This window comes from Paenibacillus sp. MDV22-iso6 (assembly GCF_058408365.1).
The window spans coordinates 1,150,480-1,168,392 of record NZ_JBZVDZ010000001.1 but is presented as its reverse complement, the minus strand read 5'-3'; the positions used below and the strand labels follow the sequence as shown (position 1 = coordinate 1,168,392).

Sequence of the window (17,913 nt, the reverse complement as noted above, 5' to 3'; positions counted from 1 at the left end):
TATATCCATCAAAGTAGTGCACTTGACTGGAGGAGTGTTGAATGGAGATTATTCAGAGCTAAAGACAGTAAACCAATGTATAAACATTTCTTAGAAGGCCTTCAAAGGATGGGAGGGAAATTTCATCTCCGGCAATTCCAACCACTTCTCGTGTGAATTTCTCCGGCTGGTTAAAGGCAATGACGGCAAATGCCGCAATATCAATCGATGAAATCATTTGAAAATCGGTATCGGCATCTACAATTTCCGGAATCAGCAATTGGTCGCCCTCAAAACACTCGAATTTGTATTGTAATATGAAATACTAAGTTTAGGGAATGAGTTTTTGTTTTTTTAGTTCATCCATAACAGCAAATAATTCTTTTTCTGTATCCATCACTTCATGAAAACCGAATTGCTTAATTTTTGTAGTATCTGAAATAACATCATAGTCGCATCCAAATACAAAATCACCAAATGGCCAAGCAGCAACTTTTTCATATGGAGTTTGCAGCAAATCATATTTGTTAACCATACTGGCCCAAGTTTCTTTTTGTAAAGGCATTAGCTCTGTCAAAGAAATCGTCTGTATCGGGCCAGCGTCTATTTTAAAGTACTGAGCTAATTTTGGCCAAAGGTCTTCCCAGCGGAAAAGGTCTCCGTTTGTGATATTGAAAACTTCAAGTGCAGTATGTTTTTGAAGGGCTGCCCATTCAGAAGCTCGCGCAAGAAGAGAAGCATCTGTAAATTGGACTAGTGCTTTATAAGCATTTTCTTTACCTGGGAAGCGAAGTGGAAGGGCTAACTCTTTGGAAATTGATGCATATACACCAAGAACCATGGCAATACTCATTGGATTACCAATGGATACACCAGCAACGACATCAGGGCGTAGAATCGTCCAAGTCCAACTCTTTCCTTTTTGGTGAGTTCGTAAAAAATCCTCCTGGTTATAATAAAAGTTTGGAGGAAGATGCCTTGGATCATTTTCTTTCGCAGGCGTCTTAAATTTCCCGAGATGGACCCCATATACTTTTGCACCCTGCATCAAAATAACTCGGTCCAATGAATTCGAGGTCTCCTCAACAGCTTTCACGACATTAGCCAGCATACTTGTATTCACATCAAGCTGTTCTTGAGATTGTGCAGGGAAATCTTGATATGCAGCATAAAAGATATGAGTGATGCCTCGGATTTGTTCCAGTTTATTCCTAAGCAATTCAGGATTTAATAAATCCAGACTTACATAACGTTCAGGGTTCTTTTTGGGGATATTTCTTGCAACACCGATTGCATCCCATTCGTCCAATATACTTAAATGATTAAGAATATAGCTTCCAATAATACCAGTTGCACCTACGACAAGAGCCTTGTATTTAGTCATTCTCAATCCTCCTTAATGGTTATGAAGCTATCATAGGTCACCAAATTCCATAAATCAAATTATGAAATTTCATTATTATTATAAATAATTTTATAATAATATGTTTGTAGGATGTATGTTGGTAACATATTATTGACTCTTAAGTACATCGGAGGAATGTTTTAATGCTCGATTTTGAGTGGTACAGAAGTTTTATTGCCATATACAAACATAGCTCTGTCTCCGAAGCGGCGAAGGCACGGATTATGACTCAACCAGCCATGAGTCAACATTTAGCTGCACTGGAAGCTGAAACTGGAGAACCATTGTTTAAGCGGACTGCACGGAAAATGATTCCAACCGAACGAGGAAAAGAATTGTATTCACAAGTTGCCCCACTTATAGAGGCCTTAGAACAAGCAACCATGGGACTTAAATCAACCTCACTGCCGACGATGAACGTTGTGAAAATAGGGTCTGCCCCAGAAATGTATAGCGAAATCATTCTTCGTAATCTATCCGAGTATGAAGTAAGTACTGTAGCCTATTTTGGGGATGCAGAGCAATGTTTAGAGCTTCTGAAAGAAGACCGGGTAGATGTGATTATCACCTCGAAGAAATTCCTGGCTCCAGGAATTGAATACACCAGGCTTTTAGAAGAACAATTTGTTTTAGTTGCCCCGAATTCTTTGGATGTACCTGTAAGTAATGAGTTAATAATTCGAGAAGAATGGCTTTTGAAACAGCAATGGATCAGTTACGGATTGGAGTTACCTATTATACGCAGATATTGGCGAGAACACTTCAGGAATCGTCCCTTAATTAAACCTGTTCATATCATTCCAAATGTTCATATGATATTAAGAGTTATTGGAGAGGGGGCGGGCATCAGTCTTATTCCAACTTATATTTTGAATCAACAACAGCCTAATTCCATGGTTAAGGTTGTTTTCGGAGATATGATTGTAAAGAATGAAATATTTTTGGGCTATAAATTGAAACATAAACATGAGTACGATTTAAATGACTTTATAAAGAAGATCCGTGAGCAAGTGAATACCTTGAAATAGTCTCATACATGTTTTCATTAATCTTAGGATCAGGACTTAGATGTTACGAAAGTGCAAATTCTGGGTGGAAAGAAAGCTATACGTATGATGGTTTGAACCTGACGGGTTTATAGATTGGCAGAGAGCTCCAAATGCTTATCAAACAAATAGATGAACAACTGTTGGAAAGTACGCATATTCTAAAGCTGCTACGAAGGAGTTTGGAAAACCCTGAAAAATACAAAACGCAAGCACATTGAATTGGGAGATCTATATGCCATACCTCTGCCAAATGGTAAATTTGCATTTGGAAGAAGATTTAAAGATGCAAGTATAGCCATCTATAACTATATGGGAAACACCTTTGAGGATAAGCGCAGCAAGAGAATTATCAATTTATTGTTGGGGTTTATGATGATGTTCTAAAATGAGGTGATTGGCCTGTAGTAGAAAACCGACCATTTGTTAATGAAGAAGAGGCTTGGCCACCTCCTGCATGTGTCATTGATCAACTTACAGGTGAGTATTCAATTTATTACAAGGGTGAGATTAAACCTGCTGACATAAAAGAATGCGAAGGATTAGAGATCGCAGCTGTTTGGGAATCACAACATATTATTGATAGGATAATGGGGGATAATACATGGCATAAGGATCCCTTTAAATAAGCTAATTCTAAAATAGGCTTACGACGGATTCCCAGTATTTCTACCTGGGAATCCGTCGTTTAAATTTAGATTTGATAATTTAGTGGACCATTCATCGGATAAGAACCAGGTCCGATTCCTGATTAGATCGATAAATAATGAAGGATATACAGTTAGAACCTTCATTAAGTACCATAACATATGAAAATGTTCATATTGTTGTGGAACAACAAACACGATAAGAGATAAATACGGATGGCTAGGTATTTAAAAAGCGAAATATTGACACTGGAACTAGCTCTCCATTCCCAGTGAGAGGTGGGTAAAGGAGCGTATCTAGCTCTTGTGAAAGTTTACTTGGATTCAATTCGACCGATTGGATTTGGATCTTCTGACAAAGTCTTTTGAACTGCCGACCAGCTGTCATGTTCAATATCCAGCGCATGACAAAGATAAGCCCATGAGACCAGCTGAATTAAGGCGACATGTTCTGGATTTTCATCTGTTGTTTCCGTAACTTCATAACCCGGGATTCCGCTAAGTGAGTGTTCTGCACCGAATAGGGTGAGCAGGCTCTCGGCCCCTGGGCTTAAGAAGTAGGGGTCGGACATCCATTCCGGGCCGCGGACGGTCAACTGATACTTTTGCGGGGTATAGTCCTGGTCCCCGACGATCACAAGCGTGGGCGTGGTCATGTGCGTGAAGCTCACGTTCAAGTGCGGCATATTCTCGGTCGCGAACGGTGTCAGGTTGTCGCCACCTTGTCCAGCGGTGGCGAACAGCACGCCCGCTTTGATGCGTGAGTCGGACAGGTCCACGTCCTTCTTAGTTTCTGGGTCGAGGACTCGCAATCCCAAAAGATTGCCTGCCGTTTGGCCGCCGAAGGAATGTCCGGCTGCTGCTATTCGGCTTCGGTCAGTGCGTCCACTGAGGCCTGGTACGGCAGATTCAATAAGGTCTAAATTATCGAGGATTCGCTTCATGTCCTCGACTCGGTAACGCCAAATCCGTGGTTTACGGGGATCGTCATGAGTAAGGCCAACAGTTCTCGAATCGAGGAACGTAGGTTGAATGACCACGAAACCGTGAGCAGCCCAGAAGTCGGTCAAAGGGCTATAGCCGTCAAGCGAAGATCCGTTACCGTGTGCGAAAAGAATAATTGGCAAATTGCCTCCAGTTGTTGGGGCGGATATTTTCACTAACAAATCCTCACCACGACCTGGGGCTTTTAGTGCTATCGACTTCACAGAGACGATGGTAGAGGGAGCGCTCATATTGATTTTCATATTAAATATCCCTTCCTTTCTCTTTAAACAATTAATATTTATGAGTTCGCCTATGTTCTGCTATAGCAGAATGTAAGTGGAACTTCGTTCCTATTATATGCGGAACGAAGTTCCACTTGCAAGATATTTATTAAACTTATAACATCCACAGTATTTTAGATTACATTGGATGATGTAATGAGTGGATTCTACAGGCCCTGTTTCAATGTCCAATTTGAATATGGAATACTCTTTTGTTTGAAGCTATGATTATGTATTGTTAATATGAAGAATAGGACAGTAGCTAAATTCCATTGACGTAATGTAGAATTAACTTATGGGGGATATAACTTATATGAACGACAAAACGGAAGATCGCAGTGAAGGATTGGAGCCTCGTCAGCAGACAGTTCGAAGCGTGCGTGCCGATGCACAACGCAACATTAATGCTTTGCTCCAGTCAGCAATGACAGTGTTCGCAACCTCGGGGGTAGACGCTCCAGTTCGTGAGATTGCGGATAAGGCTGGCGTAGGGGTTGGAACTGTTTACCGTCATTTTCCACAACGTTCAGACTTAATTGAAGCTGTTTTTCGTCAGGAGATCGATGCTTGTGCAGATGCTGCAGTAGACTTAGCTGATAAATATAAACCTGTTGAGGCACTGGAGCGATGGCTGTTGCGTTACTTGGAGTTCATAGCAACTAAACGAGGACTCGCTGCAGCTCTACATTCTAGCGATCCGGCATACGAAACCTTACCTATTTGCTTTGTAGAGGAATTAAGTCCAGCTCTAAAGACTTTGATTGAAACAGCAACAGCTGCAGATGAAGTACGTGCCAAGATTACACCAGATGAATTGTTGTGGGCGGTAGCAAGCCTAAGTACGGCAGTAGACAACGATGATATAGAGCATGCAAAAAATATTGTTTCTCTGCTTGTAGATGGGTTGCGTTACCGTGCTCTCTGAAGGGGATATCGAGAGATTCGGTATGTAGTAAAATAAAAATTACGCATGGTACCAGCTCCATTACCTAAGCACTTAGGGGGATGTTGATAAACTCAATATGTCGAGAGACATGAGCAATGCCCTGTAAAGCCGCTATTTTAGTGGCTTTTTTATTATAAGGAATCAAGTTCTTTTCCCATTTTGTTTACATTGAAAAAGAACCTAGGCGGCAAACTGGCATCGGTACTCTACCGACGTCAGTTTTTTTAGTTTCCGTTGTGACCGTTTTCGGTTGTAAAAGCATAACGTCCGTTGCCTGCTCCCACAATATCACTTAATGATGATATACTTACCTCATGAATAATGATATTGATAATCAATATCAATCAATGGTTGATATATAGAAAAAGTGTGATGAGGGAGCGCGGATAGATGCAAGAAGAAGCAGAAGCAAGCCAGGTATTTACACCGGAGATGATCGATACGATGGCCCGTATTTGGACACGTTCGATCATTACATTAATAGATGTACGCTTTCAGAATGTAGCGTCCCAAACCCCTTTGGAGCAGTATAAAATGCCTAGTAGCATGTTTATCTATGCATATGGAGGAGAAGCGCAAATTCAACTGAATGAAACCACATTTGGAATGGAACGCTTCGGTTTAGTTCACGGCGGGAAAGGGAGCCTGCTCAGTATTTCGCCAAAAGGGGAGATTGTGAAGACCTTTATGGTGTTTTATAAAGCAGAATCACCTCTTTTTTTCAAGAGGCACCTGCAGCAATTACTGGAGGAAGTGAATCCATTCGTTCAACAGTTTGGTTATACACCAAGTAATCCTATCTTGCTACTCGATTGGTTTCAACAGTTGATGAATGGTTGGAAACGCGGCAAGGCGATGGATCAGCTGCAGGCCAAAAGTTTTCTATATCAATTGGTTCATGGGGTATACAGAGATTTTGAGAGCGGTGAGATTCGGTATCTCCAGCCAGATCCAGCCTGTTCTACCAAGATATATCTCGATAAACATTACATGCAGCCGATTATGTTTCAAGAAATTGCCGATATGTTTGGGATCAGTGGTGGGCAATTGACACGGCTGTTCAAAAAGAAGGAAGGGATGAGCTTACAGGAGTACCTCATTCAGAAAAGGATTGAGGCTGCCTGTCAGGAATTGAAGCATACAGAAGCAACCATTAAAGAGATCGCAACAGGATCTGGTTTTACAGATGAGAAAAATCTGTTTCGGATGTTTAAGAAGTATTACAAGATGACACCAAGTGATTATCGGAAAATAAACGCACTATCCATGCAGGTTGATGGTATTGATAATGATTCTCATTTTACTTACTATGAGAGGGAACTAGCGGGTCTAGTCCAGTCTTATAGAGAAGGGGAATCAACTATGTTTGGAAAAGTAAGAAGTAAAGAAATGATCTTGGCGGCGGCGATGAGCTTGATGTTTTTATTGTCGGCATGTGCGTCGGGAACGCCATCGAATAACGGGGGAACGGTGAATCCAATCCCTGCGCAGACACAACAGACAACACAATCGGAAGTATCGGATACGAAAGCTTCAGAAGCAGTTTCGCAGACGAGAACGATATCCACAGTAAAGGGTGACGTCAAGGTGCCTAACAACCCTCAGCGTGTTGTAGTCGATTATTTGGTTGGCGATGTAGTGGCTCTAGGTGTAACTCCACTAGGTGTGGCGAGAGCGGCAAGGGACGGGAAAGAGGCTGTTTTTGCTAACCAGATTACAGACTCCATTAAAGTAGCTATGGAGCCGGAAGATGTCATGACTCTTGAGCCTGATCTGATCATTTTAGCATGGGGCGATGAAAATTATGAAGATTTATCCAAAATTGCCCCGACAATTTATGTCCCTTATGGTGATATGACTACAGAAGAACGGATACATTTTATAGGCGATGTTTTGAACAAGCAGGAAGAGGCTAAGGCTGTTTTGAGTGCTTATGCCGGAAAAATCGAAGAAGCCAAGCTAGCCCTTCAGAATGCAGGTCTTTCAGACGTGACGATTACTATGGGAGAATTCAGTGATAAAAGTAACTACATCGCTGGAGCCAAGCATGCGGTTGGCGACCTTGTTTATAATGAACTTAAAATGAAGGCACCGTCGAAAGTTCAAACTGATATTATTGACTCAGATAAATATTGGGGAGATATCTCTATGGAGGTCTTGGCTGCTTACATAGGGGATTATCTAATCGCTATAGGAGATACGAAAGTTCCTACTGATAATACGGTCTGGAAATCGCTACCTGCTGTGCAACATAATCGGATCGTAACAGTGGGTACATCGCTATCTTGGTCCACGGATATAATGACTTCCAGTGCATTAATTGATCATATTGTAAATCAATTGCTGACAATGGCTAAATAAGAGTTTTGACGAGGTATAAAGAAGTACTCCAATTTACAAATATGACTGTCAGTAGGTAAGGAAAGGAAAACGTGATGAAAAACAAGCCTGAACAAAAACGCCGTGGGGCGGTGAACTTCACCATGTACATGGTGGTAGGGCTTGGATTAACGGTTCTCATGTCGGCGGCGTCGATTAGCTTCGGCGCCGCCGACATGAGGTTAGCGACTGCATGGGAGGCTATTTTCCGATTTGATCCAACGCTCACTGAGCATCACATTATTCAAACCCTACGTCTTCCGCGTACCGTAGCCGATCTGATCGTCGGGTGCAGCCTTGCGGTATGCGGGGCTATTATGCAGGGAACGACGCGCAATCCGCTGGCCGACTCCGGGCTGATGGGGATCAGCTCTGGGGCAGCATTCGCGATTGCTCTTTGCCTGGCTTTTCTGCCGGGTTATTCGTATGGACAGATGATGCTGTTTGCTTGTCTGGGAGCAGCGCTCGCGACCGGGATCACTTACTTCATCGCATCAATGGGCAAGCGCGGGATGACGCCTCAGCGGCTGGTACTGGCAGGACTGTCCATCTCCATGCTATTTGGTGCACTCAGTCAGTATTTAGCGATCAATTATAACTTGGGTCGAGCATTGACATTCTGGACGGCAGGCAGTACAGCGGGGGTCAAGTGGGGTGAATTGCTGATTATCTCACCGCTATTTGTTGGTGGTGTACTGCTGGCGCTGGCGCTATCTCCTTCTGTTACACTGCTCAGTTTGGGGGATGATGTGGCAAGTGGACTCGGTATTCGTAGCGGACTGGTCAAGGGATTATCGACGATTATCGTGCTCGTCCTGACTGGATTGGCTGTTGTCGTGGTTGGCCCGATCGGTTTTGTTGGTCTGATTACCCCACATATTGTGCGATACATGGTCGGTGTCGATTATCGTTACATTATTCCGGCGGCTGCGTTATATGGTGCGTTGCTGACCGTGTCAGCCGATCTGGCTGGACGCTTGATCAATAAGCCGTTCGAAACGCCGATTGGCATTATATTTTCTATCATTGGTGTCCCGTACTTTCTCTTCCTGGCTCGCAGACAAAGGAGGGAATCTGAATGATCAAGCAGCGTTATACGATGCAACGGGGCATCATCATCAATGTAGTGCTTATGGTGCTCATCCTTATGTTTGCTATCATTAGCATGAATTCTGGCAAGATGAATCTTTCACCGCTAGAAGTGTTGAATGTTCTCGTGGGAAACGGCACCGACAAGCAAAATCTGATCGTGTTTGATTTTCGGTTGCCACGAATCGCACTGTCGATCTTGGTAGGTCTGGGAATGGGAGCGGCTGGGGTCGTGATGCAGAGTTTGCTGCGCAATGACATGGCTAGTCCGGGGACACTGGGGATTAGTTCGGGATCAGGTTTGTTTGTATTGTTCTTCGTCGTATTCATCGCATCGACAGGAAAGGGCTCCTTTATTGCCCTGCCACTACTGGCCTTTGTTGGTGGATTGTTGGCGGCGGGATTGATCTTCTTATTATCGTATCGCCGTGGGCGAGATATCTCGTCAATCGGCTTGATCTTAACCGGGGTCGCGCTCGGAAGCGGGTATGAAGCGCTGACCACCTTCCTGACACTCAAGCTGAATGATTCGCAGATGGATTTCATGCTGCACTGGCTGGCGGGAAGCTTGTGGGGCGCTGATTGGCGCTATATTTCCGTACTGGCACCATGGGTCTTCATTTTACTCGGCTATATTTTCTACAAGTCTCGCATGCTCAACACCCTCCATCTGGGCAATCAGACGGCAGAAGGACTAGGTCTTGCCGTGAAGCGGCAGTTTTTGGGGTTGTCGATCGCTGCTGTTGCTTTATCCTCTGGCAGTGTGGCCGTGGGCGGAAGCTTCTTCTTCGTTGGTTTGATCGCTCCGCACATGGCAAGAAAACTAGTCGGGCCCGATCACAAATTGCTCGTTCCGGCTGCCAGCCTGACCGGTGGATTAGTCGTGGTGCTGGCTGACACAATTACGCGCACGGTTAGCCTGGGGGGAGATGTGCCGACGGGAATCGTCATTACGGTCATCAGTGTTCCGTACTTTCTTTATTTACTATCGAAGGCCAATTAGGAGGACGTCATGGAGAGTATTACAGCGCAACAAATCGATATTGCCTATAATGACACGCTTATCGTAAAAGAACTGGATTTGCAGATTCCGCGTGGACAGATTACCTCGATTATTGGCCCCAATGGTTGCGGAAAATCAACCGTACTAAAGGCAGTCGGTCGGCTGCTCAAGACGAAAAATGGCACGGTTTATCTGAATGGTGCTGATATTTGCACACTGTCCACCAAAGAAGTGGCCAAGCAGATGGCAATTCTGCCGCAGACGCCTACTGCACCGAGCGGTTTGACGGTCGGTCAATTAGTGGCCTATGGGCGTTTTCCTCATCAACGGGGCTTCGGCAAGCTCTCCAAAGAGGATAAGCAAGTAGTTGCCTGGGCCCTATCAGTTACACAGCTTACAGCGTTTGAGCATCGCGAGGTCGATACGCTCTCTGGCGGTCAACGTCAGCGCGTATGGATTGCGATGGCACTCGCCCAGCAGACCGATCTGATCCTGCTGGATGAACCCACCACCTATCTGGACCTGGCACATCAGCTTGAAGTGCTGGAGCTGCTCTATGAACTGAATCGCAGTCAGCAGGTTACGATTGTGATGGTGCTGCATGACCTGAATCTGGCAGCACGCTTCTCCGACTATATGGTGGCGATTCGTGATGGTCAGGTGGTGGAGCATGGCTCGCCAGAGCACGTAATGACGGCACGGACGCTACGTGAGGTGTTTGCCATCGATGCCGAAATTATGCTGGAACCACGAACGGGGCGACCAGTGTATGTGACGTACGAGATATTGCGTGATAAGCGTAGAGGCCAAGGGGCAGATCAAGGATTCTTAAATGATAAGGAGCAGAAGGAGAAGATTGCCACATGAAAATCGCATGGCGTGTCTTGCTGGGCGCACGAAAATACTGGTTGCAGTTAGGCATTGGATTAGTCGGTGTCGTGCTGGCCACAATTGCCGGGTTTTATTTGCCCTGGGCGCTCCGTTCGTTGACACAATTGGCGACCGAAGGTAGCAGTCAGTTTGCCGCAGAAGCATTGAAGATTGGTTTATTGCTACTTGGAGCTACCTGTTTGCAAGCCATCGGAACATCACTGGCAGGCTATATGAACCATTATGCCGCACTTCATTACGTGGCGGATTTACGAACAAGATTGTATAGCAAATATCAGCAGATGAGTTTGCGCTATTTCCATCGAAGCCGGACGGGTGACTTGACCGGGCGCGTTGTGAATGATGCGATGGAAGCGGAAATTTTCATTGCCCATGCTATACCTGACTTTATCGTTAACGGACTGACCTTTATCGGAGTAGGCATCCTGCTCTTGACGATCAATGTGAAGCTGGCACTGATCAGTCTGATCACGATTCCGTTGCTGCTTGTAATCACGGTATGGCAAAGCAAGCACTTGTCGCCGCTGTGGGGAGAGAGTTCCCAAGCTCGGGGAGATATCGCTGGAAAGGTGCAGGAAAATTTGTCGGGCATGAAAGAAATCCAAATTTTCAATCGACAGGAGGAGGAGCGGGTCAACGTTTCTCGTCTGGCTATGAAATATTCGAAGACCTATTTACGCGCCAGTTTGTTCTATGAAACCTCTTTGCCGTTGTTGGCATTTGTGACCACACTGGGGACTGTATTTGTCGTGATACTGGGAGGCAGATTGATGGCAACAGGCGAGGTAAGCATTGCTGATATCATCGGATTCATTGCCTACCTGGGTATGTTTTATCAACCGATAAAGTCTTTTTCCGGCTTGGTGGAAATGGCAGGGCGAGCCTCTGCTGGCCTTAAACGGGTATATGATGTGCTGGAAGAAGAGGAAGACATAAAGGAGAAGCGAAACGCAGTCCATTTGCCGCGTGTACAAGGACAGGTCTCCTTTCAAGATGTCACATTTCTTTATCAAGATGGTTCGCCTGTACTAGAGGGGCTGAACCTGACCATTGATCATGGAAAAACAGTAGCTCTTGTAGGCACCACAGGAGTGGGTAAGTCGACATTGGCCAGTCTCGTTAACCGATTCTACGACCCGCAGGCGGGATCGATTCGAGTGGATGGCATCGATATTCGTGATGTGACGCTTTCCAGCCTGCGTAACAATATTTCAATGGTGCTCCAGGATACGTTCCTGTTTGATGGCTCGGTGTATGACAATATTGCTTATGGATGGAAGGACGCGACCCGGAAAGATGTGATTGCCGCAGCTAAAGCAGCTAAAGCGCATGAATTTATATCTCAGATGGAGCAAGGCTACGATACGGTAATTGGTGAACGCGGTGTGCGTTTGTCTGGAGGGCAGAAACAGCGCCTTTCGATAGCACGGGCGATTCTGCGCAATGCACCGATCCTCATTCTGGATGAAGCGACATCGGCGCTTGATACCAAGACCGAGCAAGAGATCCAACAGGCACTGGATGAAATATCGAAGGATCGCACAACACTGGTGATTGCCCATCGGCTATCGACGGTCCGTCATGCCGATCAGATCGTCGTACTGGAGCGTACAGAGATTGCCGAGATGGGTACGCATGAGGAATTGCTGCATAGCGGAGGTATTTATGCACGATTGTATGCGACACAAGCCTCTTGAACGTAACCAATACAAACAAGACTAAACAGGAGAAGGACAGGACGACGATGACTGAATTATAAATTCTAACGATTGTGGGCGGCGGTCCGGTCCTGCAGGACTGTACACTGACCCGTTTGGTTTTTAGGCGAACGAAGTTCGGGTTTCTGAAATGGAAAAAAACGGCCTCGGCGAAGCGGTTCAGGTTAAAGCCCGGGGGTACTTCAATGCGAGCTTCGCGAGGCTGGTTCGCTTGTTGGTTAGATCACGAAAAGGCAAATTGCGGCTCTAAAAGGACTCCACTTAAACAGCTTTCAACTGATGAAGGGAAAGGAAGCAAGAAGCATTACGAGGTTAAAAGTTGATCTTCCACAGCACTTACACAAAACAAGCCGGAATTCCTTAGCGTACAGAATTTCCAGCTTGTTTGATTTATCGTACGTTTTTCGCGTTTTGTTGGAGGTACCCCCAATGGGACATGCAGACTGCGTTTCTCAAGGACGGACGACTAGAAATTATTTTCTAAAAGGGAGCTGCAAATACGAATCATACTGTCCGCCGCAGTGAATAATATGCTTACCATGATTTACCGGTGGTGCGGCAGGTGTACCCGGCATTATGCCACCGACTTCATCCTTGGCGCTTACAATAAAGCGAAGTTGCTCTCCCGGATAAAGGAGCATTCCAATTGGGAACATCTCAATTTCAATCTCTACAATCTCACCCTTGTGGAGTTTTTCTTCACGATCAAAAGTATACGCAGGTACTTCATTTGTACTCTTTTCTTCATCAAGGTGTCTCATTGATACACGAAGACGACCATTGCTTCCTTTATATCTTAAAACACTTCCGCCGCGGTCTGTTAGATCATGCATCCTTGCAGTCATATTTGGAATTACAAACTGCTGAAGGTGATTTCCGAATTTATCAAGCTTATAGAGATATACAAGTATATCCATATCATCGCTTCCATCAACTTCAACATAAAGTTTTGCTTTAGGATAACCGACAAATTCTGTCTTTTCCTCTGCTTTATAAAGGAATGATGCCTGTGCAAGAGATGCCTCACTATCATAAATTGCAGGTATATCTATTTGGGCAAGTGTTTCTGAAAGAGTACGAGTAACTCCGTTAAGATACATCTTCTTGTATACCGTTCCTTCTGGTGGGAACGTTTCAGCTTCTATACCTTCGTAATGACCGCCTTCAAAATCATGAAGCGCATACCGCACCACAGGTGTTTTCTCCCAGCCATTATCTATTCCCTTAAGGAAATGGTCGAAGAATTTAAGGCGATCTTCCTGCTGTTCTTCCTTGTAGAAATCCGGCCATTCCTGATTGTCATGGATACGAAGCCATTTGTTTTCCTTTGGCATATTTCTCCAAGAACGAAATGTGCCTGGTGTGTGCAATGTATTGCTGTAACTTGCTACAACATAAGCAGGGCAAGTTATATTCTCGAATCTAGCAATTTTATCCTCCCATAAGTCACAGTTGGCAAATGGATATTTAAGTCCTTCATCATGTACATCTTCTCTCCTAACAGCTTCACCGGCATGAACATGGTTAACCTGCAGACGAGATGCAAAGTTTACATCAAGTATACCACCGCGACGAATGAGGTCACGATAAGCATCTCCCAAGCCTTCCTCCGGATTTATTGCTGCAAGGTGGGGCGGCTGCTCAGCAGCAATAAACCACTGTGAAAATGCAAGATACGAAGTACCGCTTGTAGCGACCTTTCCGTTACACCATTCCTGTTCTGCAAGCCATTCAATAAGATCATAGCAATCACGAGCCTCTTGTGTACCAATCATATATATATCGCCTTCAGAATGAGCAACTCCTCTCGGATCAGGATTGCAAACTGCATAACCATGATTGCACCAGTAAGCGGGGTCACTGCCTTCGAACTTATGAAGACCCGAAAGTTCTGAATCAGGTATACCAATCATACCAAAAAGATTTGTGTATCTTGGGGCTGTGCCGGCTGCCTTTCCATAAGGACTCCAAGAAATAATAACAGGAACCTTTTCTGCTCCAGAGGGGCGGAAAACATCAGTGTAGATGGTAACACCATCTCTAAGTTTTACCGGTACATCTTTTTCAAAAATCACATCACACGGCAGTGGCATAAAACGTTGATCTACTTGATAGCCTTTCTTTAGCACCGTTGTACCCGGGTTAAATTGGCTCAGTATACCGTGCTCTACTCCATCATCGATATATTCGAATGATGGGTTGAATAACATCATTTCTTTTACTTTATCCATAGTTGCTTCCTCCTTAAAATCGAATTGCATTCTTTGATTTAAAAATCTTCTCTCGTTAGTTGATATCGTCCCCGTGCATCAAAACGTTATTCGCATTTTAGAAAACCTCGTTTGGGGTACGGAAGAAATTTACCAGGCTCGTCCAGATGTAATAAATTTACATATATTAGAATATCATCTCGAATTTTGAGGGGAACATCCTTTTCGATGATTATCTCTTGATTTTCATAAGTGAAGTAGTCACGACTATTTTGCTCAAACCTTATACAGTGTCATGGGGATGTGTTGGTTTCAACTTTGCATGAAAACTCCGATTATTTATATCGAATTTTGCTTAGCTTTTATATTTGTTTTAATTTTGCCTGTATCCCCTCCCAGATGATAAGTTATAATAAACGAACAACCTGTTGTTTATTACACTTCGAATTATAAAATTGGAGAAGTCTATGTTCAATAATTAAAAATGTCAAATGTGTTGGTTACGGAACACCTTTAATGATTGTGTTGGATAAAATTAAGGAGGAATTTACTTGCGCAATATTAACCCTGATTTACGTGTCATTCGGACAAAAGAATCCATTCGACAAGCACTAGTTGAACTAATAAATGAAAAAGGTTTTAAAGCAATTACGGTTAAAGACATAACAACGAAGGCGAACATTAATAGAGGTACGTTTTATGCTCACTATCAAGACAAATTTGATTTAATGACTAAATGTGAGGAAGAAATTATGCTTGATATGTCCAGAATTACAAAACAAAACTATCCAAGTGTTATTGCCGCACTTGGAAGTGACTCTGAAAAATTAATTCCATTTTCCTTAACCGTTTCAATATTTGAGTATTTAAATTTGAATGGTGGATTTATGAAAGCTGTGTTAGGTCCAAACGGGGATTTAACATTTCAAACCAGATTGAAACAATTTATGTGGGAAACACTCTATGGAAATAATCCAAACTCATTTGTAAAAGAAGAAAATCTTCTTGTTCCAGGACAATATTTAGCTGCTTATATGGGGACTGCAATAATAGGGGTAATTCAGCAATGGTTGGAAAGTGGTACGAAAGAAACTCCTCAAGAAATGGCTCGTATCCTAACGACCATATCAGTTAATGGTCCATTCTATGCAGCTGGTTTAAAAAAATAATTCAGTACAAAATCATTCATTGTAGAGAACGCCGAAAACAGCCTGTGTTTATTAAATGACCGCTAAATTTCATTTCAAACCGTTGGTAAAAGCACGTCTACGATGATGGAGGAACGATCAACCGGCATTATTACGAAATGGCCGTTCTGACAGAGCTGCGCAATTACGTTCGTTCCCATTGTCGGGAGCCGTCAGTATAAAGATTTCGAGGAATAATTTGTGCCGAAAGAGGATTGGAAAGGTTATAGAAACTCTGATGGAACTTTTCTTGAGTTTGTAAGATAAGAAGATGTAATTGAGGGGAAATCTTGATAATTATTATTCACATCTTATTTTTATTAGCATATCTTAAAGTAACACCTTTTTTTCTTCATTGGTATTCCAAAACCACGCTTTGGCGGGGGGGTTGTTTGTCGAATTGAAAAAGGGTGATACTCTTGTTCTAACATAACTCGTGAATACGATAACAAGACGAGATTGAACTAAACTCTCTTGTAGAAACCTTTCATTTTGCCGTGTCAAATTAAACATTTCTGAATAGCTTAATATATATCGAAAATGAGGGGGAAGAAATATGAGTGAAGTTGGATATGAGTATGGCAATGGAAGTATCGGAGGGTTTGGTGGAGGTTATAGTAGCACAGGTGCAATATTGGTACTCTTCATCCTGTTAGTCATCATTTCTAAAGCATTCTTAGTTTAATATAGTAAGCTTTAAAAAATTTCCGCTACATTTCCTTGGCGGATTTTTACATAGAACCAAGTAAAGGCTAAAAACTAACCCGGATAATTGGAGAAATGAATTATAACGATTGCCGGAATGGGTAAGAACATGTTCCCATTACCGATTAGATATCTATCTAATCTTTTTTTCCTCAGCGGAGGTGCTTATAAAACCTGCTTTCTATACCTTTAGTTAGGAAGCATGAACACTTTTACAATTTCACAAAAGGACTCACCAAAAAACGAGCGCATCCTGAACATGGATTCGCTCATTTTTCTACTATCCGTAATCCTATTCGTCTGTATCGGTCGAAGTATCCTCATTGAGCTTTTTATAATCCATTCCCCATGTTTCCATCACACTAATGATGGGTCTCAGCGTATTACCTAAATCGCTCAAGCTGTATTCGACTCTGGGCGGTACCTCCGCATAGACGGTGCGAATGACGATACCGTCTCCTTCCATGGAACGCAAATTTTCGGTCAATACCTTTTGGCTAATTTCCGGAATACTTTTGCGAAGCTCACCGAACCGTTGGGTTCCTTTCAGAAGATCTCTCATGATAAGTAATTTCCATTTGTTACCTATCAAACCGACAGTTGTTGCTACAGGGCATTCAGGCAACTCTTTTTTGGTAAACATTTAAGCTAATCCTCCAATAGTTACTTTTTGGTTCCTATCTAATAAAAAGGTGCCTACTTTCAAAACGATTATAATGCTTATATTATAAAGCTGTCGAGGGAAAAGCAACTTGAATGAAAGGAGGGAACATGTTGCAAGAAAGCTTGGGAATGCAATTGGCAACCTATTTCTCAGACAATTGGAGTGCTTTCTTCGCTCTGGGGCGAGAGCATATAGAGGTCAGTTTACTGGCATTGCTTTGTTCTGCATGGATCGGAATTACACTGGGATATCTGACCATCACATATAAACGCTCGGAAAAGTGGATTGTATCCCTGATTCAGATTCTGCGGATTGTACCTAGCCTGGCTGTTTTACTCCTATTAATTCCGTTGATGGGCACTGGCATGAAGCCAGCATTGGTTGCTTTAATCTTATTGGGGGTACCTCCCATATTGATGAATACCATTTCCGGTTTGAATCATATTCCTCTATCTGTTCTTGAATCTGCTAAAGGGGCGGGGATGTCTGATCGTCAAATGATGTGGAAGATCAAGTTCCCTCTTGCTGCACCACTCATTCTGACAGGAATCAAAACAGCTGCCATTGAAATTATCGCCAGTGCCACCTTGGCAGCCAAGATCGGAGCTGGTGGATTCGGTGAGATCATTTTCACCGGTCTAGGACTCAATCGAATCGATTTGCTTCTAATTGGCGGGGGATCTGTGGCGATATTGGCCATCTTAATCGGAGTCTTGCTTGATATATCCGAACGAATTTTATTTCGATATCAATTTTTGCAAAGGTAGGAAAACGAC

15 protein-coding genes are annotated in these 17,913 nt (G+C 43.5%); 10 read left to right on the top strand and 5 right to left on the bottom strand.

Annotated features, from left to right (window positions below; genetic code table 11):
- Nucleotides 1-58 precede the first annotated feature (58 nt).
- Both AC4PM4_RS04985 and AC4PM4_RS04980 read right to left on the bottom strand, forming a co-directional pair.
- Entirely contained in the window at nucleotides 59-259 is a 201-nt protein-coding gene (locus tag AC4PM4_RS04985; RefSeq protein WP_269056229.1) for a Rossmann-fold NAD(P)-binding domain-containing protein, read from the bottom strand.
- A gap of 51 nt (nucleotides 260-310) precedes the next feature.
- On the bottom strand, nucleotides 311-1,363 hold the full coding sequence (locus AC4PM4_RS04980; RefSeq protein WP_491612891.1) for an SDR family oxidoreductase: 1,053 nt from the start codon (nucleotides 1,361-1,363) through the stop codon (nucleotides 311-313).
- Between the two features lie 164 nt (nucleotides 1,364-1,527).
- On the opposite strand from AC4PM4_RS04980, the gene AC4PM4_RS04975 reads away from it, so the two are divergent.
- Nucleotides 1,528-2,412, top strand: a complete 885-nt coding sequence (locus AC4PM4_RS04975) for a LysR family transcriptional regulator (protein ID WP_491612890.1) — start codon at nucleotides 1,528-1,530, stop codon at nucleotides 2,410-2,412.
- Between the two features lie 979 nt (nucleotides 2,413-3,391).
- On the opposite strand, the gene AC4PM4_RS04970 is transcribed toward AC4PM4_RS04975, so the two are convergent.
- Nucleotides 3,392-4,324 carry an alpha/beta hydrolase family protein gene (locus tag AC4PM4_RS04970; protein WP_491612889.1) on the bottom strand — a complete coding sequence of 311 codons (933 nt, stop codon included), beginning with the start codon at nucleotides 4,322-4,324 and terminating at the stop codon, nucleotides 3,392-3,394.
- Nucleotides 4,325-4,658: 334 nt separating this feature from the next.
- Here AC4PM4_RS04970 and AC4PM4_RS04965 point away from each other — a divergent pair, with 334 nt between their 5' ends.
- From AC4PM4_RS04965 to AC4PM4_RS04940, 6 genes are all read left to right on the top strand, one after another.
- Nucleotides 4,659-5,270 carry a TetR/AcrR family transcriptional regulator gene (locus tag AC4PM4_RS04965; protein ID WP_090806689.1) on the top strand — a complete coding sequence of 204 codons (612 nt, stop codon included), beginning with the start codon at nucleotides 4,659-4,661 and terminating at the stop codon, nucleotides 5,268-5,270.
- 411 nt (nucleotides 5,271-5,681) lie between these two features.
- Entirely contained in the window at nucleotides 5,682-7,652 is a 1,971-nt protein-coding gene (locus tag AC4PM4_RS04960) for a helix-turn-helix domain-containing protein (protein WP_491612888.1), read from the top strand.
- 74 nt (nucleotides 7,653-7,726) lie between these two features.
- Entirely contained in the window at nucleotides 7,727-8,752 is a 1,026-nt protein-coding gene (locus tag AC4PM4_RS04955) for a FecCD family ABC transporter permease (protein ID WP_063568420.1), read from the top strand.
- Entirely contained in the window at nucleotides 8,749-9,762 is a 1,014-nt protein-coding gene (locus tag AC4PM4_RS04950) for a FecCD family ABC transporter permease (RefSeq protein ID WP_072733045.1), read from the top strand. The genes AC4PM4_RS04955 and AC4PM4_RS04950 overlap by 4 nt, the downstream gene beginning before the upstream one ends.
- 9 nt (nucleotides 9,763-9,771) lie before the next feature.
- Entirely contained in the window at nucleotides 9,772-10,629 is an 858-nt protein-coding gene (locus AC4PM4_RS04945; protein WP_465116748.1) for an ABC transporter ATP-binding protein, read from the top strand.
- The gene (locus AC4PM4_RS04940) at nucleotides 10,626-12,350 is read left to right on the top strand and encodes an ABC transporter ATP-binding protein (RefSeq protein ID WP_491612887.1); all 1,725 of its coding nucleotides are present in this window, start codon (nucleotides 10,626-10,628) and stop codon (nucleotides 12,348-12,350) included. The genes AC4PM4_RS04945 and AC4PM4_RS04940 overlap by 4 nt, the downstream gene beginning before the upstream one ends.
- A gap of 494 nt (nucleotides 12,351-12,844) precedes the next feature.
- On the opposite strand, the gene AC4PM4_RS04935 is transcribed toward AC4PM4_RS04940, so the two are convergent.
- A complete protein-coding gene (locus tag AC4PM4_RS04935; RefSeq protein ID WP_090950437.1) occupies nucleotides 12,845-14,602 on the bottom strand; it encodes a CocE/NonD family hydrolase in 1,758 nt (585 codons plus the stop codon).
- A gap of 530 nt (nucleotides 14,603-15,132) precedes the next feature.
- On the opposite strand from AC4PM4_RS04935, the gene AC4PM4_RS04930 reads away from it, so the two are divergent.
- Both AC4PM4_RS04930 and AC4PM4_RS04925 read left to right on the top strand, forming a co-directional pair.
- On the top strand, nucleotides 15,133-15,750 hold the full coding sequence (locus tag AC4PM4_RS04930) for a TetR/AcrR family transcriptional regulator (RefSeq protein WP_491612886.1): 618 nt from the start codon (nucleotides 15,133-15,135) through the stop codon (nucleotides 15,748-15,750).
- 574 nt (nucleotides 15,751-16,324) lie between these two features.
- Nucleotides 16,325-16,453: a sporulation protein YjcZ gene (locus AC4PM4_RS04925; RefSeq protein ID WP_082935059.1), complete on the top strand. Its 129-nt coding sequence runs from the start codon at nucleotides 16,325-16,327 to the stop codon at nucleotides 16,451-16,453.
- 312 nt (nucleotides 16,454-16,765) lie between these two features.
- Here AC4PM4_RS04925 and AC4PM4_RS04920 read toward each other — a convergent pair whose 3' ends face one another.
- Nucleotides 16,766-17,116, bottom strand: coding sequence for a winged helix-turn-helix transcriptional regulator (locus AC4PM4_RS04920; protein WP_063567488.1), 351 nt, complete (start codon nucleotides 17,114-17,116; stop codon nucleotides 16,766-16,768).
- Nucleotides 17,117-17,244: 128 nt separating this feature from the next.
- Here AC4PM4_RS04920 and AC4PM4_RS04915 point away from each other — a divergent pair, with 128 nt between their 5' ends.
- Nucleotides 17,245-17,904, top strand: a complete 660-nt coding sequence (locus tag AC4PM4_RS04915) for an ABC transporter permease (RefSeq protein ID WP_063567487.1) — start codon at nucleotides 17,245-17,247, stop codon at nucleotides 17,902-17,904.
- Nucleotides 17,905-17,913 lie beyond the last annotated feature (9 nt).

Excerpts from the sequence above, each read along its gene's own strand:
- AC4PM4_RS04980 (WP_491612891.1), bottom strand. The coding sequence starts at position 1,363 with ATGACTAAATACAAGGCTCTTGTCGTAGGTGCAACTGGTATTATTGGA.
- AC4PM4_RS04975 (WP_491612890.1), top strand. The coding sequence starts at position 1,528 with ATGCTCGATTTTGAGTGGTACAGAAGTTTTATTGCCATATACAAACAT.
- AC4PM4_RS04970 (WP_491612889.1), bottom strand. The coding sequence starts at position 4,324 with ATGAAAATCAATATGAGCGCTCCCTCTACCATCGTCTCTGTGAAGTCG.
- AC4PM4_RS04965 (WP_090806689.1), top strand. The coding sequence starts at position 4,659 with ATGAACGACAAAACGGAAGATCGCAGTGAAGGATTGGAGCCTCGTCAG.
- AC4PM4_RS04960 (WP_491612888.1), top strand. The coding sequence starts at position 5,682 with ATGCAAGAAGAAGCAGAAGCAAGCCAGGTATTTACACCGGAGATGATC.
- AC4PM4_RS04955 (WP_063568420.1), top strand. The coding sequence starts at position 7,727 with ATGAAAAACAAGCCTGAACAAAAACGCCGTGGGGCGGTGAACTTCACC.
- AC4PM4_RS04950 (WP_072733045.1), top strand. The coding sequence starts at position 8,749 with ATGATCAAGCAGCGTTATACGATGCAACGGGGCATCATCATCAATGTA.
- AC4PM4_RS04945 (WP_465116748.1), top strand. The coding sequence starts at position 9,772 with ATGGAGAGTATTACAGCGCAACAAATCGATATTGCCTATAATGACACG.
- AC4PM4_RS04940 (WP_491612887.1), top strand. The coding sequence starts at position 10,626 with ATGAAAATCGCATGGCGTGTCTTGCTGGGCGCACGAAAATACTGGTTG.
- AC4PM4_RS04935 (WP_090950437.1), bottom strand. The coding sequence starts at position 14,602 with ATGGATAAAGTAAAAGAAATGATGTTATTCAACCCATCATTCGAATAT.
- AC4PM4_RS04925 (WP_082935059.1), top strand. The coding sequence starts at position 16,325 with ATGAGTGAAGTTGGATATGAGTATGGCAATGGAAGTATCGGAGGGTTT.
- AC4PM4_RS04920 (WP_063567488.1), bottom strand. The coding sequence starts at position 17,116 with ATGTTTACCAAAAAAGAGTTGCCTGAATGCCCTGTAGCAACAACTGTC.
- AC4PM4_RS04915 (WP_063567487.1), top strand. The coding sequence starts at position 17,245 with ATGTTGCAAGAAAGCTTGGGAATGCAATTGGCAACCTATTTCTCAGAC.